We start from the raw sequence: 12,351 nt of genomic DNA, 5'->3' as shown, positions 1-12,351 counted from the left end.
GGCTGTGCTCCTTACTTCCTGATGGCCTTGCGCGGACCCTTACGGGTGCGTGCATTGGTCCGGGTGCGCTGGCCACGCAGCGGGAGACCACGACGGTGACGCAGGCCGCGGTAGCACGACAGGTCCATCAGACGCTTGATGGCCATGCCGACTTCGCGACGCAGGTCGCCCTCGACCACGTACTTGCCGACTTCCGAGCGCAGGCGCTCGACTTCCGGTTCGGACAGATCGCGGATCTTCGTGGTCGAGGTCACGCCTGCAGCCTCGCAGACCTTCTTCGAACGGGTACGGCCAATGCCGAAAATGCTTTGAAGCCCAACCCAGACATGCTTCTGGGCAGGCAGGTTCACACCTGCAATACGCGCCATGCGCGGATCTCCAACTGGTTTGCTGCCAGGGGTTCAATCCCGGCAAAAGGGAACAAGAAATAATAGCAGGGCCTCGTGGTTTCTGGAAGCCCACGGCGCCAAGGCGCCATTGAACCCGGCATGGGGAGCGTGCCCATGCTCCGGCGACAGTCCAGGACCGGCAGCTTTCAGGAGACGAATCCCCTTCACCTGCCCCGCTCGCTACTCTGGCGTGCGGATCTTCCTGGACCACTCGCACACGAGACCGCCGCGCGAGTCGCCCATCTGAAGTCCGGCGCGTAGGTCCGGACTTCGTGCACCGCCCCATCGGGCGGTGCGATGCGACATGGGGAGTGCCCATGCCGCGAGAACTGTGCCGGACACCCCGAGAGGCATCCGGCGAACCGTCAACGGCCGGTGAGACCGCCGCCGCTGCGCGAACCCTTGAGGTTCGACTTCTTCAGCAGGCTTTCGTACTGGTGCGACATCAGGTGCGACTGGACCTGCGCGATGAAGTCCATGATCACCACCACCACGATCAGCAGCGACGTGCCGCCAAAGTGGAAGGAGCTGCCAAACTCGGCACGCATGAACTCGGGCAACAGACAGACCAGCACCAGATACGCCGCGCCGACCGCCGTCAGGCGTGTCAGCACACCATCGATGTAGTCGGCAGTCGCCTTGCCCGGACGGATGCCCGGAATCAGCGCACCCGACTTCTTCAGGTTGTCGGCCGTCTCCTGGCTGTTGAACACCAGCGCGGTATAGAAGAACGCGAAACCGGCGATCAGCGCACCGAACAGCAGCACGTACAGCGGCTCGCCGGGCGAGATCGCCTGCGCGATGCGCTGCAGCGTCTGCTGCCAGCCGCTCGACGAGGTCGCTTCACCGAACCACGTGGTCACTGTTGCCGGGAACATGATGATCGAGGACGCGAAAATCGCCGGAATCACGCCTGCCATGTTGAGCTTCAGCGGCAGGAACGAACTCTGGTTCATGTACGCGTTGCGACCACCCTGGCGACGTGCGTAGTTGACCGTGATCCGACGCTGACCACGTTCGACGAACACCACGAAGAACACTGCGGCCAACACCACGATCACCAGCAGGATCGCTGCGATCGGGCTCATGTCACCACTGCGCAACGAATCGAACGTGCCCAGCACGGCGCCCGGAAGACCCGCCACGATGCCTGCGAAGATGATCAGCGACACACCGTTGCCGATGCCGCGCTCGGTCACCTGCTCGCCCAACCACACCAGGAACATGGTGCCGGCGGTGAGCGCGATGATCGCGGTCAGCACGAAGCCCATACCCGGCGAGTAGACGACCGGAATCCCGTTGTTGGCACCCGAGCTCTGCAACGCGACCGCGATACCCGCTGACTGGAAGATCGCCAGCGGGATCGCACCGATGCGCGACCATTGGGTGATCCGGCGCCGGCCCGACTCGCCTTCCTTCTGGATGGCCTTCAGACTGGGCACGACCTGCACCAGCAACTGCATCACAATGGACGCCGAGATGTACGGAATCACGTTCAGTGCGAACAGGCTGAAACGCGACAGCGCACCACCGGAGAACATGTTGAACATGTCCACGATGGTGCCCTGCTGCTGTTCCATCAGCTGCAGCATGGCCTCGGGATTGACGCCCGGCACCGGGATGAAACACCCGATGCGATAGACGACGAGAGCACCGAGCACGAACAGCAGGCGCTGGCGGAGCTCGGTGAATTTACCGAGCCCGGCGCCGACCCCACCCATTGCGCTGCCGCTTCGCGACATCCGGCTTACTCCTCGACCTTGCCGCCAGCGGCTTCGATCGCCGCGCGGGCACCGGCCGTGGCCAGCAGGCCCTTGAGCACGAGCTTCTTGCCGATCTCGCCCTTGAGGACGATCTTCGCGCGCTTGGCGGTGCTCGGCACCAGCTTGGCGGCACGGAGCGCAGCAAAGTCCACGTCACCGTCGAGCTTGTCGAGCTGGTACAGCATCACTTCGGCGCAATCGAGCTTCAGCTTGGAGCGGAAACCGACCTTCGGCAGACGCTTGCGCAGCGGCATCTGGCCGCCTTCGAAGCCGGCCTTGATCTTGCCCTTGCCCGAGCGCGCGAACGAACCCTTGTGGCCGCGGCCGGCAGTCTTGCCCAGGCCCGAACCGATACCGCGACCGACGCGCGTGCGCTCGGTGCGGGCGCCCTGTGCGGGCTTGAGAGAATTGAGCTTCATTTCGATTATTCCTCGACCTGGACCAGGTAGTGGACCTTGTTGATCAGGCCACGGACCTGCGGGCTGTCCTTCAGTTCGCGCACGTCGTTGAGCTTGCCCAGACCGAGTGCTTTCACCGAAAGGCGGTGCTTGGCCTGCGAACCGCGCAGACCCTTGACCAGACGCACCTTGACGGTGCCGCCGGCGGATTCCTTCTTAGCCATTGATCAGATCCTCCACCTTCTTGCCGCGCTTGGCAGCGATCTGCGCCGGCGAATGCATTTCGTTGAGGCCGCGGATCGTGGCGCGCACGAGGTTAATCGGATTGCGCGAACCCACCGCCTTGGCCAGCACGTCCTTGACACCGACGGCTTCGAGCACGGCGCGCATCGCGCCACCGGCGATCACGCCGGTACCTTCGGACGCGGGCTGCATGAACACGCTCGCGGCGCCGTGGCGCGACTTGACCGTGTGCCAGAGGGTGCTGCCGTTGAGATCAACGGCCTTCTGATTCTTGCGGGCCTGCTCCATCGACTTCTGGATCGCGACCGGCACTTCGCGCGCCTTGCCGTAACCGAAACCGACCTTGCCGTTGCCGTCGCCGACGACCGTCAGCGCGGTGAACGTGAACTGGCGACCGCCCTTGACGGTCTTGCTGACACGGTTGACCGTGATCAGCTTTTCGATCATGCCGTCGTCGAGCTCCTCACGGTCGCGGCCGCGGCCGCGGTTGTCCCTTTCGTTTGCCATCTGGATTGCCTGTATTGGAAGAAGGATGTACGGCTGATGCCGCTTGGAGTTGGGAAATGAATCCGTGAAACGCAGACGCGGCGCATAAGGCCGCGGGCGCCCGACACATCCCGTGCCGGCGGGTCAGGCGACGCCGGGCGCGAGGCCCGGCGTCGACAGCGATTGAATCAGAACTGCAGACCACCCTCGCGGGCAGCGTCGGCGAGCGCCTTGATGCGACCGTGGTAGCGGTAGCCCGAACGGTCGAATGCGACCTTCTCGATACCCGCGGCCTTGGCCTTCTCTGCAATCGCACGACCCACCGCGGTGGCGGCGTCGGCGTTCTTGCCGTTCTTCAGGCCGTCCTTGACGCCGGCCTGCGTGGTGTTGGCCGCAGCCAGCACCTTGGAACCATCCGAATTGAACAGCTGGGCGTAGATGTGCTGGCCGGTGCGCAGCACCGACAGGCGCGGCACGCCGAGGACACGGATGTGCGAACGCGTGGTCTTGGCGCGGCGCAGGCGGGCGTTGTTCTTGATGCTCATGATCTTGATCCCCGGAAAGCGGATGGGCCTTAGGCCTTCTTGGCTTCCTTGCGAATGATGGTTTCGTCGGAGTACTTCACGCCCTTGCCCTTGTACGGCTCCGGCGGACGGAATCCGCGGATCTTGGCGGCGACCTGACCGACGAGCTGCTTGTCTGCACCCTGGACCAGGATCTCGGTCTGGGTCGGCGTGGTCAGCGTGATGCCTTCCGGCGCCTGGAACACGACGGGATGCGAGAAACCGAGCGAGAGGTTCAGGTCCTTGCCCTGGACTGCTGCGCGGTAACCGACGCCCACGAGCTCAAGCTTGCGCTCGAAGCCCTGCGACACGCCGTGCACCATGTTCGCGACGATTGCGCGCAGGGTACCGGTGAGCGGAATCTGCGACGGATCGTTGGCCGAAAGCAGCGCATTGCCGTCTTCGATGGTGATCTCGATATCCGACGGCTTGATGAGCGACAGGGTGCCCTTCGGGCCCTTCACGCTGACCAGCTCGGGCTGGATGTTGAGCTCGACGCCCTTCGGAAGGGCGATCGGCTTCTTGGCAACTCGGGACATTGTGCGTTACTCCCTTAAGCCACGAAGCACAGGACTTCACCGCCGACACCGTGCTGGCGTGCCTGCGCGTCGGTCATGATGCCCTTCGACGTGGAAATGATGGACACGCCCAGGCCGTTGAGGACCTTCGGCAGCGCGTCCTTGCCGCGGTACTGACGCAGACCCGAGCGCGAGAAACGCTTCAGGGTCTCGATGACCGGACGGCCTTCGTAATACTTGAGGACGATCTCGAGTTCGGACTTGGCGCCGTTCTCGGTCACGCGGAAGTCGCTGATGTAACCCTCGTCCTTCAGGACGGTGGCGATTGCGACCTTGATCTTGGACGAGGGCATCGCAGCCGTCTGCTTGCCAACCGCTGCCGCATTTCGAATGCGGACCAGCATGTCGGCGATGGGATCAGTCATGCTCATGATGATTACCTTCTGAGTGCACCGATATCCGCTTGCGCGAACACTAGTTTTTGACCCGCACGGACTTCGTGCGGGGTACAACGTGAGGGCCGGTATTCTACAGGTCCGGCGCGCGAACGCCAGACCTGCAGTGCGACGCTCTTACCAGCTGGCCTTGCGCAGGCCAGGCACGTCGCCACGCATGGTGGCTTCGCGCAGCTTGTTACGGCCCAGGCCGAACTTGCTGTAGACCGCACGCGGGCGACCCGAAAGCGCGCAACGCGTGGTCTGGCGAGCCGGCGACGAGTCGCGCGGCAGCTTCTGCAGCTTGTTGACTGCGTCGGTCTTTTCTTCATAACCGGCGGTCGGGCTGCTGATGATCTTCTTCAGCGCTTCACGCTTTTCGGCGTGCTGCTTGGCCAGCTTCTTGCGCTTGACCTCGCGGTTGATCATGGACGTCTTTGCCATAAGTGCTCTGCCTTCGGATCAGTTGCGGAACGGGAAGCGGAAGGCTTCCAGCAGGGCCTTGGCTTCTTCGTTGGTACGGGCGGTCGTGGTGATGGCGATGTCCATACCGCGGATCGCGTCGACTGCGTCGAAGTCGATTTCCGGGAAGATGATCTGTTCCTTCACGCCCATGTTGTAGTTGCCACGACCGTCGAACGACCGGCCGGAGACACCACGGAAGTCGCGGACGCGCGGCAGCGCGACGTTGACCAGGCGGTCGAAGAACTCGTACATGCCATTGCGACGCAGCGTGACCTTGCAGCCGATCGGCCAGCCATCGCGGATCTTGAACGAGGCCACCGACACGCGCGACTTGGTCACCAGGGGCTTCTGGCCGCTGATCTTGGCCATGTCGGCAGTGGCGTTCTCGAGCACCTTCTTGTTCGCGGCAGCTTCGCCCACGCCCATGTTGATGGTGATCTTGCTCAGGCGCGGGACCTGCATGATGTTGGCGTAACCGAACTGCTCCATGAGCTTCGGTACCACCTCATCCTTGTAGAACTGTTCCAGACGGGTCGTCATTTCTGCATCCTCAGGCGTCGAGCGCCTCACCGCTCGAGCGGAACACGCGCAGCGTGCGGCCATCCTCGAGTGTCTTGGTTCCAATGCGCTCGCCCTTGCCGGTGGCAGGGTTGAACGGCATCACGTTCGAAGCATGGATCGGCGCTTCGCGCTCGATCACGCCACCGGCCTGACCCGCCTGCGGGTTCGGCTTGGTGTGGCGCTTGACGAGGTTGATGTTCGAGACGACGACCTTCTCGCCGATCACGCGCACCACGTCACCGCGCTTGCCCTTGTCCTTGCCGGCGATCACGATCACGTGGTCGCCCTTCTTGATTCGATTAGCCATTTTCGTTTCTCCGCTCAGAGCACTTCAGGCGCGAGCGAGACGATCTTCATGAACTTCTCGGAACGCAGTTCACGGGTCACGGGCCCGAAGATGCGGGTGCCGATCGGCTCCTGCTTGTTGTTGAGCAACACCGCGGCATTGCCGTCGAAGCGGATCAACGAACCGTCGGGACGGCGCACACCCTTGCGGGTACGCACCACGACGGCGTCATAGACCTCGCCCTTCTTGACCTTGCCACGCGGAATCGCTTCCTTGATCGACACCTTGATGATGTCGCCGATGCCGGCATAACGGCGCTTGGAACCGCCCAGCACCTTGATGCACATCACTTCCTTGGCACCGCTGTTGTCCGCCACATCGAGGTGGCTCTGCATCTGGATCATGGTATGCCCTCCTCGTTATTCGGCGGCGCGCGTGACGATTTCAGCCACGCGCCAGTTCTTGGTCTTGGACATCGGTGCAATCTCGACAACCTTTACCAGGTCGCCTTCCTGACACGCGTTCTCGGCGTCGTGGGCATGGAGCTTGGTCGAACGCTTGATGTACTTGCCGTACAACGCGTGCTTGACCTGACGCTCCACCAGCACGGTGACGGTCTTGTCCATCTTGTTGCTGACCACGCGGCCCTGGACCGTACGCTGCTTCTTTTCGGTATTCATGGTCGGGTCCTTACTTCTTCTGACCGATCAGGGTGTTGACGCGCGCAATCTCGCGGCGCACCCGACGGGTGTCATGCGTCTTGGTCAGCTGGCCAGTGGCCTTCTGCATGCGGAGCGAAAAACGCTCCTTGTGCAGTTCGAGGAGATGCGACTGCAAATCCTCGACCGACTTTTCGCGGAGTTCCTTCGTCGTAGCCATCAGCGCACCGTCCGGGTCACGAATTGGGTGGTGACCGACAGCTTCGCGGCGGCCAGGCGGAACGCTTCACGCGCCACCTCCTCCTCGACACCCTCGATCTCGAAGATCATGCGGCCGGGCTGGATCTGCGCGACCCAGTATTCGACGCTGCCCTTGCCGGAGCCCATTCGGACTTCGATCGGCTTCTTGGTGATCGGCTTGTCCGGGAACACGCGGATCCACATCTTGCCGCCGCGCTTGACGTGACGGCTGATGGAACGACGACCGGCTTCGATCTGACGTGCGGTCAGCTGGCCGGTTGCGGTGGACCGCAGACCGAACTCGCCGAAGCTGACTGCGTTGCCGCTCCATGCCAGGCCGTCGTTACGACCCTTGTGCATCTTGCGGTATTTGGTTCGCTTGGGTTGCAACATGATTAGTCCCTCGCCTCGCGCTCGCGACGCGGACCCCGACGATCGCGGTCATTGCGATCACCACGGTCGCCGCCACGCGGCGTGTCGTCCTGCTTCTCCTGGCCCACCTGGCTGAAATCGAAGATCTCGCCCTTGTAGATCCAGGTCTTGATGCCGATGATCCCGTAGGTCGTCTTGGCTTCGGCAAAGCCGTAGTCGACGTCGGCGCGGAGAGTGTGCAACGGCACGCGGCCTTCGCGGTACCACTCCGAACGCGCGATCTCGGCGCCGTTGAGGCGACCGGCGACATTGACCTTGATGCCCAGCGCGCCGAGGCGCATCGCGTTACCGACAGCGCGCTTCATCGCGCGGCGGAACATGATGCGACGCTCGAGCTGCTGCGCGATCGACTCGGCCACCAGCTGCGCATCGAGTTCCGGCTTGCGGACTTCGGTGACGTTGATGTGCGCGGGAACGCCCATCATGTCGCTGACGTCCTTGCGGAGCTTCTCGATGTCCTCGCCGCGCTTGCCGATCACCACGCCCGGACGGGCGGTGTGGATCGTCACGCGCGCCGTCTTTGCCGGACGCTCGATCAGGATCTTGCTGATGCCGGCCGAGGCGAGACGCTTGCGCAGCATCTCGCGAACCTTCAGATCAGCGACGAGGTAGTCGGCATATTCCTTCTTGCCGGCATACCACTTGGAGTTCCAGTCTTTGGAAATACCCAGACGGAAGCCGATGGGATGAACTTTGTGACCCATATTACTTGCCCTCTCCCACGACGACGGTGATGTGGCTGGTGCGCTTGAGGATGCGGGTACCGCGTCCCTTTGCGCGCGCCATGAAGCGCTTCAGCGTCGGACCTTCGTCGACCGTGATGGTGGCGATCTTGAGTTCGTCGACGTCCGCGCCAGCGTTGTTCTCAGCGTTGGCGATGGCCGACTCGACGACCTTCTTGATCATGTGAGCGGCTTTCTTGTCCGAGAACTTCAGCAGGCCGACGGCGCGTTCGACCGGCAGACCACGGACCTGGTCAGCGACCAGACGTGCCTTCTGCGGCGAGATGCGCGCGGTGCGAAGGATCGCGGTGCGCTTGTTGACCTCGGTGCGAGCGCGCTTCTGCTCTTCGAGGCGGGCTTTCGTTGCCTTGTCCATTGTGCGCTCCTTACCTGCCCGACTTCTTGTCGCCGCCGTGACCCTTGAAGGTCCGCGTCAACGCGAATTCGCCGAGCTTGTGGCCAACCATGTTCTCGTTGACCAGCACCGGGACGTGGTTCTTGCCGTTGTGGATAGCGATGGTGAAACCGATCATGTCCGGCAGAACCATCGAGCGACGCGACCAGGTCTTGATCGGCTTCTTGGTGTTGGTGCCCGCGGCTTCCACCTTCTTGACGAGGTGGTGGTCGACGAACGGACCCTTCTTGAGTGAACGTGCCATGGTCTATCAGCTCCTGCGATCGCGCACGATGAACTGCTGCGTCCGCTTGTTATGGCGGGTCTTGTAGCCCTTGGTCGGAACGCCCCAGGGAGTAACCGGGTGCGGGTTGCCCTGACCGGCCTTCGCTTCACCACCGCCGTGCGGATGGTCGACCGGGTTCATGGCCGCGCCGCGGACGGTCGGCTTGACACCGCGCCAGCGCTTCGCACCGGCCTTGCCCAGCTTCTCGAGGCTGTGCTCGTCGTTGCTGACCTCGCCGATCGTGGCGCGGCACTCGGACGGCACGCGACGCACTTCGCCCGAACGCAGACGCACGGTGGCGTAGACGCCTTCGCGCGACACCAGCTGCACGCCGGCACCGGCGGCGCGCGCGATCTGCGCACCCTTGCCCGGCTTCATCTCGATGCAGTGGATCGTCGAACCGACCGGGATGTTGCGCAGCGGCAGCGTGTTGCCCGTCTTGATCGGGGCATCCGAACCGGAGATCACCTGGTCGCCGGCCTTCAGGCCCTTCGGCGCGATGATGTAACGGCGCTCGCCGTCGACATAGCACAGCAGTGCGATGTGGGCGGTACGGTTCGGGTCATATTCGATGCGCTCGACGCGCGCCGGAATGCCTTCCTTGTCCCGCTTGAAATCGACGATGCGGTAGTGCTGCTTGTGGCCACCACCGATGTGACGGGTGGTGATGCGGCCGTGGTGGTTGCGACCACCGGTGTTGGTCTTCTTCTCGACCAGCGCAGCGTGCGGCGCACCCTTGTGCAGATCGGGGTGCACGACGCGGACCGCGGAACGGCGGCCGGGCGAAGTGGGCTTGAACTTCATCAATGGCATCGGGGCTTCCTCAGACCTTCGCGTTCATGACGTCGATCGACTGGCCGTCGGCCAGCTTCACGTAGGCCTTGCGCCAATCGCCGCGGGTGCCCTGGCGCTGACGGAAGGACTTGTTCTTGCCCTTCACGTTCAACACATTGACCGCCTCGACCTTGACGTCGAACAGCTTCTCGATCGCGGCCTTGATGTCCGCCTTGGTGGCGACCGTCGAGACTTCGAACGCGTACTGGTTGGACACTTCCTGCAGGCGCGCGGTCTTTTCGGACACACGCGGCGCACGGATCACTTCATAGAGCTTGGCGTCGTTCATGCCAGCCACTCCTCGATCTTCTTCACCGCATCGGTGGTGATCAGCACGGTATCGGCGCCGACCAGCGCGACCGGATCCAGACCCTGCACGTCGCGGATCTCGACGTACGGCAGGTTGCGTGCCGACAGGTACAGGTGCTCCGAAGCGTCTTCGGTCACGATCAGCGGGCGCTTGCCCAGATCGAATTCCTTGAGCTTGGCGACCATGCCGCTGGTCTTGGTCTCGGAGAGGTCGAACGTCTCGACGACGGTCAGACGGCCCTGGCGGTTGAGTTCGGACAGGATCGCCGACATCGCCGCGCGGTACATCTTGCGGTTGACCTTCTGCTCGAAGCTGCGCGGCTTGGCCGCGAACGTCACGCCACCGCCGACGAAGATCGGAGCCGTCAGCGCGCCGTGACGCGCGCCGCCGCCCTTCTGCTTCTTCGACTTCTTGGTCGTGCCGTTGACTTCAGAGCGCGTCTTCTGCGCTTTGGTGCCAGCGCGACCGGCGTTGCGATAGGCAACGACGACCTGGTGGACCAGGTTTTCGCTGAAATCGCGGCCGAAGACTTCGTCGGAGACCGACAGCTTCGTGCTGCTGTTGTTGATTGCGAGTTCCATCGTGCTACTCCTTATGCCTTGCTCGACGGACGCACGATCACGTCACCGCCCGGCGCGCCAGGTACGGCGCCCTTGACGGCGATCAGGCCGCGCTCGGCGTCGACCTGCACGATCTGCAGGCGCTGCGTGGTCTGCACGTCGGCACCCATGTGACCGGACATCTTCTTGCCCGGGAACACGCGGCCCGGCGTCTGGCGCTGACCGAGCGAACCCGGCTGGCGGTGCGACAGCGAGTTACCGTGCGTCGCGTCGCCCATCTTGAAGTTCCAGCGCTTGATCGTGCCCTGGAAGCCCTTGCCCTTCGTGACGCCCTGGACGTCGACGATCTGGCCCACTTCGAAGATGTCGGCCTTGATCTCGCCACCGACGATGAAGTCGGTGATCTTGTCGTCGGCCACGCGGAGCTCCCACAGGCCGCGGCCGGCTTCGACCTTCGCCTTGGCGAGGTGACCGGTTTCCGGCTTGTTGAGCAGCGATGCGCGCTTGACGCCTGCGGTGATCTGCACGGCGCTGTAACCGTCGGTCTCGACGGTCTTGATCTGGGTAATGCGGTTCGGGGTTGCCTCGATCAGCGTCACCGGCACGGACTTGCCGTCTTCGGTGAACACTCGGCTCATGCCGGCCTTACGGCCGACGATGCCCAACGAATGAATCTTCGCGGTCATGGTGCGGTCCTCAGGTCAGCTTGATCTGGACGTCGACGCCGGCTGCGAGCTCAAGCTTCATCAGCGCATCAACGGTCTTGTCATTCGGGTCGACGATATCCAGCACACGCTTGTGCGTGCGGGTCTCGTACTGGTCACGCGCATCCTTGTCGACGTGCGGCGACGTCAGGATGGTGTAACGCTCGATCTTGGTCGGCAGCGGGATCGGGCCGCGCACCTGTGCACCGGTACGCTTTGCGGTCTCGACGATCTCGCTTGCAGAGCGATCGATCAGACGGTGATCGAATGCCTTGAGGCGGATCCGGATTTTTTGGTCCGTCATGACGGAAATATCCTTGGTTGAAAGAGCGACGGGCCTGCGGCTGGGTGCGCAGAACCCCATTGATTCGTGGCTATCCGAAGCATTCACCCGCGCTTCGGGACCGTTCCGTGCAAACACAAAAGGCAGACCGGTTTCCCGATCCGCCCAGACATCAGAAATTCAGACGCGGTGATCCGCTCCATCCCTTCGTGCTCCGGACATTTCCGGAACGGGTGGAGCACAGCCTCGCGACATTTCCGTGTCTGGCGAAGACGAGGGCATCCTGCACCTCATTTCGCGATTTCGCGGACATCCAATAAAGGCCTGCCCGCGATGGTCTTGCATCATAGCGGGTCTGGACGGGTGGGCGCAAGCCCTGCTCTTCGAAGACCGGACGGACCAACTGGGCCGGTCCGTTTTTCGATCGCCATTGCCGAAAAAGCGGAGATCCAGAGACTTCTTTCGTCGACATCCGCGTGACTGCCCGGAAGTCGCTGGATCCCCGCTTTCGCGGGGATGACGTGCTGGCAGCCGAGCGCGCTAGGCGCGCTCGGGCCAATACGTCACTTGATGATCTTGGCCACCACGCCGGCGCCGACGGTACGGCCGCCTTCGCGAATCGCGAAGCGCAGACCTTCGTCCATCGCCACCGGGTTGATCAGCGTGACCACCATCTTCACGTTGTCGCCCGGCATCACCATCTCGGTGCCTTCCGGCAGTTCACACGCACCCGTGATGTCGGTGGTGCGGAAGTAGAACTGCGGACGGTAGCCCTTGAAGAACGGCGTGTGACGGCCGCCTTCGTCCTTCGACAGGACATA

At 63.1% G+C, this 12,351-nt stretch carries 24 protein-coding genes; all 24 read right to left on the bottom strand.

All coding sequences use genetic code 11. The features are described 5' to 3' along the window. Positions 1 to 11: 11 nt before the first annotated feature. Positions 12 to 368: a 30S ribosomal protein S13 gene (rpsM, locus tag ACZ9YD_RS08845; RefSeq protein WP_232134471.1), complete on the bottom strand. Its 357-nt coding sequence runs from the start codon at positions 366 to 368 to the stop codon at positions 12 to 14. 386 nt (positions 369 to 754) lie between these two features. Beyond that, on the bottom strand, positions 755 to 2,131 hold the full coding sequence (gene secY / locus ACZ9YD_RS08840; protein ID WP_465074795.1) for a preprotein translocase subunit SecY: 1,377 nt from the start codon (positions 2,129 to 2,131) through the stop codon (positions 755 to 757). 5 nt (positions 2,132 to 2,136) lie between these two features. Next, positions 2,137 to 2,571: a 50S ribosomal protein L15 gene (gene rplO, locus ACZ9YD_RS08835; RefSeq protein ID WP_465074794.1), complete on the bottom strand. Its 435-nt coding sequence runs from the start codon at positions 2,569 to 2,571 to the stop codon at positions 2,137 to 2,139. Between the two features lie 5 nt (positions 2,572 to 2,576). Further along, positions 2,577 to 2,774, bottom strand: a complete 198-nt coding sequence (gene rpmD, locus ACZ9YD_RS08830; RefSeq protein ID WP_310150837.1) for a 50S ribosomal protein L30 — start codon at positions 2,772 to 2,774, stop codon at positions 2,577 to 2,579. Continuing rightward, positions 2,767 to 3,300 carry a 30S ribosomal protein S5 gene (gene rpsE / locus ACZ9YD_RS08825; RefSeq protein WP_465074793.1) on the bottom strand — a complete coding sequence of 178 codons (534 nt, stop codon included), beginning with the start codon at positions 3,298 to 3,300 and terminating at the stop codon, positions 2,767 to 2,769. Before rpsE ends, rpmD begins: the two co-directional genes overlap by 8 nt. Before the next feature lie 167 nt (positions 3,301 to 3,467). Continuing rightward, a complete protein-coding gene (gene rplR, locus ACZ9YD_RS08820) occupies positions 3,468 to 3,824 on the bottom strand; it encodes a 50S ribosomal protein L18 (RefSeq protein ID WP_465074792.1) in 357 nt (118 codons plus the stop codon). A gap of 29 nt (positions 3,825 to 3,853) precedes the next feature. Next, on the bottom strand, positions 3,854 to 4,381 hold the full coding sequence (gene rplF / locus ACZ9YD_RS08815) for a 50S ribosomal protein L6 (RefSeq protein WP_232134466.1): 528 nt from the start codon (positions 4,379 to 4,381) through the stop codon (positions 3,854 to 3,856). A gap of 14 nt (positions 4,382 to 4,395) precedes the next feature. After that, complete coding sequence (rpsH, locus tag ACZ9YD_RS08810) at positions 4,396 to 4,791, bottom strand: 30S ribosomal protein S8 (RefSeq protein WP_465074791.1); 396 nt, start codon at positions 4,789 to 4,791, stop codon at positions 4,396 to 4,398. Between the two features lie 141 nt (positions 4,792 to 4,932). Next, entirely contained in the window at positions 4,933 to 5,238 is a 306-nt protein-coding gene (rpsN, locus tag ACZ9YD_RS08805) for a 30S ribosomal protein S14 (RefSeq protein WP_465074790.1), read from the bottom strand. A gap of 18 nt (positions 5,239 to 5,256) precedes the next feature. Then, the gene (gene rplE, locus ACZ9YD_RS08800) at positions 5,257 to 5,799 is read right to left on the bottom strand and encodes a 50S ribosomal protein L5 (RefSeq protein ID WP_159679889.1); all 543 of its coding nucleotides are present in this window, start codon (positions 5,797 to 5,799) and stop codon (positions 5,257 to 5,259) included. 10 nt (positions 5,800 to 5,809) lie between these two features. Next, complete coding sequence (gene rplX, locus ACZ9YD_RS08795; protein ID WP_465074789.1) at positions 5,810 to 6,127, bottom strand: 50S ribosomal protein L24; 318 nt, start codon at positions 6,125 to 6,127, stop codon at positions 5,810 to 5,812. Positions 6,128 to 6,141: 14 nt separating this feature from the next. Then, on the bottom strand, positions 6,142 to 6,510 hold the full coding sequence (gene rplN, locus ACZ9YD_RS08790; protein ID WP_159679893.1) for a 50S ribosomal protein L14: 369 nt from the start codon (positions 6,508 to 6,510) through the stop codon (positions 6,142 to 6,144). Between the two features lie 15 nt (positions 6,511 to 6,525). Then, a complete protein-coding gene (gene rpsQ, locus ACZ9YD_RS08785; protein WP_150928979.1) occupies positions 6,526 to 6,786 on the bottom strand; it encodes a 30S ribosomal protein S17 in 261 nt (86 codons plus the stop codon). A gap of 10 nt (positions 6,787 to 6,796) precedes the next feature. Further along, a complete protein-coding gene (gene rpmC / locus ACZ9YD_RS08780) occupies positions 6,797 to 6,985 on the bottom strand; it encodes a 50S ribosomal protein L29 (protein ID WP_159679895.1) in 189 nt (62 codons plus the stop codon). Further along, the gene (gene rplP / locus ACZ9YD_RS08775; protein WP_232115896.1) at positions 6,985 to 7,398 is read right to left on the bottom strand and encodes a 50S ribosomal protein L16; all 414 of its coding nucleotides are present in this window, start codon (positions 7,396 to 7,398) and stop codon (positions 6,985 to 6,987) included. Before rplP ends, rpmC begins: the two co-directional genes overlap by 1 nt. A gap of 2 nt (positions 7,399 to 7,400) precedes the next feature. Then, a complete protein-coding gene (gene rpsC / locus ACZ9YD_RS08770; RefSeq protein ID WP_310236748.1) occupies positions 7,401 to 8,141 on the bottom strand; it encodes a 30S ribosomal protein S3 in 741 nt (246 codons plus the stop codon). Position 8,142: 1 nt separating this feature from the next. Next, positions 8,143 to 8,535 carry a 50S ribosomal protein L22 gene (rplV, locus tag ACZ9YD_RS08765; protein ID WP_055246839.1) on the bottom strand — a complete coding sequence of 131 codons (393 nt, stop codon included), beginning with the start codon at positions 8,533 to 8,535 and terminating at the stop codon, positions 8,143 to 8,145. Between the two features lie 10 nt (positions 8,536 to 8,545). Further along, a complete protein-coding gene (gene rpsS, locus ACZ9YD_RS08760; RefSeq protein WP_055246837.1) occupies positions 8,546 to 8,818 on the bottom strand; it encodes a 30S ribosomal protein S19 in 273 nt (90 codons plus the stop codon). Positions 8,819 to 8,824: 6 nt separating this feature from the next. Next, the gene (rplB, locus tag ACZ9YD_RS08755; RefSeq protein WP_159679901.1) at positions 8,825 to 9,652 is read right to left on the bottom strand and encodes a 50S ribosomal protein L2; all 828 of its coding nucleotides are present in this window, start codon (positions 9,650 to 9,652) and stop codon (positions 8,825 to 8,827) included. Between the two features lie 10 nt (positions 9,653 to 9,662). After that, positions 9,663 to 9,962, bottom strand: a complete 300-nt coding sequence (rplW, locus tag ACZ9YD_RS08750) for a 50S ribosomal protein L23 (protein ID WP_232134460.1) — start codon at positions 9,960 to 9,962, stop codon at positions 9,663 to 9,665. Continuing rightward, positions 9,959 to 10,564, bottom strand: a complete 606-nt coding sequence (gene rplD, locus ACZ9YD_RS08745) for a 50S ribosomal protein L4 (RefSeq protein WP_232134459.1) — start codon at positions 10,562 to 10,564, stop codon at positions 9,959 to 9,961. Before rplD ends, rplW begins: the two co-directional genes overlap by 4 nt. Positions 10,565 to 10,575: 11 nt before the next feature. Continuing rightward, positions 10,576 to 11,229 carry a 50S ribosomal protein L3 gene (rplC, locus tag ACZ9YD_RS08740; RefSeq protein ID WP_465074788.1) on the bottom strand — a complete coding sequence of 218 codons (654 nt, stop codon included), beginning with the start codon at positions 11,227 to 11,229 and terminating at the stop codon, positions 10,576 to 10,578. Between the two features lie 10 nt (positions 11,230 to 11,239). Continuing rightward, the gene (rpsJ, locus tag ACZ9YD_RS08735; protein WP_047137645.1) at positions 11,240 to 11,551 is read right to left on the bottom strand and encodes a 30S ribosomal protein S10; all 312 of its coding nucleotides are present in this window, start codon (positions 11,549 to 11,551) and stop codon (positions 11,240 to 11,242) included. A gap of 542 nt (positions 11,552 to 12,093) precedes the next feature. Continuing rightward, positions 12,094 to 12,351: EF-Tu C-terminal domain-related protein (locus ACZ9YD_RS08730; RefSeq protein WP_465074787.1), on the bottom strand; the 258-nt coding region annotated here is incomplete at its 5' end.

The organism is Luteimonas sp. AC640a (genome assembly GCF_979256585.1).
The sequence above is the reverse complement of the archived record's forward strand: the minus strand, read 5'-3'. Positions and strand labels throughout refer to the sequence as shown.

Excerpts from the sequence above, each read along its gene's own strand:
- rpsM (WP_232134471.1), bottom strand. The coding sequence starts at position 368 with ATGGCGCGTATTGCAGGTGTGAACCTGCCTGCCCAGAAGCATGTCTGG.
- secY (WP_465074795.1), bottom strand. The coding sequence starts at position 2,131 with ATGTCGCGAAGCGGCAGCGCAATGGGTGGGGTCGGCGCCGGGCTCGGT.
- rplO (WP_465074794.1), bottom strand. The coding sequence starts at position 2,571 with ATGAAGCTCAATTCTCTCAAGCCCGCACAGGGCGCCCGCACCGAGCGC.
- rpmD (WP_310150837.1), bottom strand. The coding sequence starts at position 2,774 with ATGGCTAAGAAGGAATCCGCCGGCGGCACCGTCAAGGTGCGTCTGGTC.
- rpsE (WP_465074793.1), bottom strand. The coding sequence starts at position 3,300 with ATGGCAAACGAAAGGGACAACCGCGGCCGCGGCCGCGACCGTGAGGAG.
- rplR (WP_465074792.1), bottom strand. The coding sequence starts at position 3,824 with ATGAGCATCAAGAACAACGCCCGCCTGCGCCGCGCCAAGACCACGCGT.
- rplF (WP_232134466.1), bottom strand. The coding sequence starts at position 4,381 with ATGTCCCGAGTTGCCAAGAAGCCGATCGCCCTTCCGAAGGGCGTCGAG.
- rpsH (WP_465074791.1), bottom strand. The coding sequence starts at position 4,791 with ATGAGCATGACTGATCCCATCGCCGACATGCTGGTCCGCATTCGAAAT.
- rpsN (WP_465074790.1), bottom strand. The coding sequence starts at position 5,238 with ATGGCAAAGACGTCCATGATCAACCGCGAGGTCAAGCGCAAGAAGCTG.
- rplE (WP_159679889.1), bottom strand. The coding sequence starts at position 5,799 with ATGACGACCCGTCTGGAACAGTTCTACAAGGATGAGGTGGTACCGAAG.
- rplX (WP_465074789.1), bottom strand. The coding sequence starts at position 6,127 with ATGGCTAATCGAATCAAGAAGGGCGACCACGTGATCGTGATCGCCGGC.
- rplN (WP_159679893.1), bottom strand. The coding sequence starts at position 6,510 with ATGATCCAGATGCAGAGCCACCTCGATGTGGCGGACAACAGCGGTGCC.
- rpsQ (WP_150928979.1), bottom strand. The coding sequence starts at position 6,786 with ATGAATACCGAAAAGAAGCAGCGTACGGTCCAGGGCCGCGTGGTCAGC.
- rpmC (WP_159679895.1), bottom strand. The coding sequence starts at position 6,985 with ATGGCTACGACGAAGGAACTCCGCGAAAAGTCGGTCGAGGATTTGCAG.
- rplP (WP_232115896.1), bottom strand. The coding sequence starts at position 7,398 with ATGTTGCAACCCAAGCGAACCAAATACCGCAAGATGCACAAGGGTCGT.
- rpsC (WP_310236748.1), bottom strand. The coding sequence starts at position 8,141 with ATGGGTCACAAAGTTCATCCCATCGGCTTCCGTCTGGGTATTTCCAAA.
- rplV (WP_055246839.1), bottom strand. The coding sequence starts at position 8,535 with ATGGACAAGGCAACGAAAGCCCGCCTCGAAGAGCAGAAGCGCGCTCGC.
- rpsS (WP_055246837.1), bottom strand. The coding sequence starts at position 8,818 with ATGGCACGTTCACTCAAGAAGGGTCCGTTCGTCGACCACCACCTCGTC.
- rplB (WP_159679901.1), bottom strand. The coding sequence starts at position 9,652 with ATGCCATTGATGAAGTTCAAGCCCACTTCGCCCGGCCGCCGTTCCGCG.
- rplW (WP_232134460.1), bottom strand. The coding sequence starts at position 9,962 with ATGAACGACGCCAAGCTCTATGAAGTGATCCGTGCGCCGCGTGTGTCC.
- rplD (WP_232134459.1), bottom strand. The coding sequence starts at position 10,564 with ATGGAACTCGCAATCAACAACAGCAGCACGAAGCTGTCGGTCTCCGAC.
- rplC (WP_465074788.1), bottom strand. The coding sequence starts at position 11,229 with ATGACCGCGAAGATTCATTCGTTGGGCATCGTCGGCCGTAAGGCCGGC.
- rpsJ (WP_047137645.1), bottom strand. The coding sequence starts at position 11,551 with ATGACGGACCAAAAAATCCGGATCCGCCTCAAGGCATTCGATCACCGT.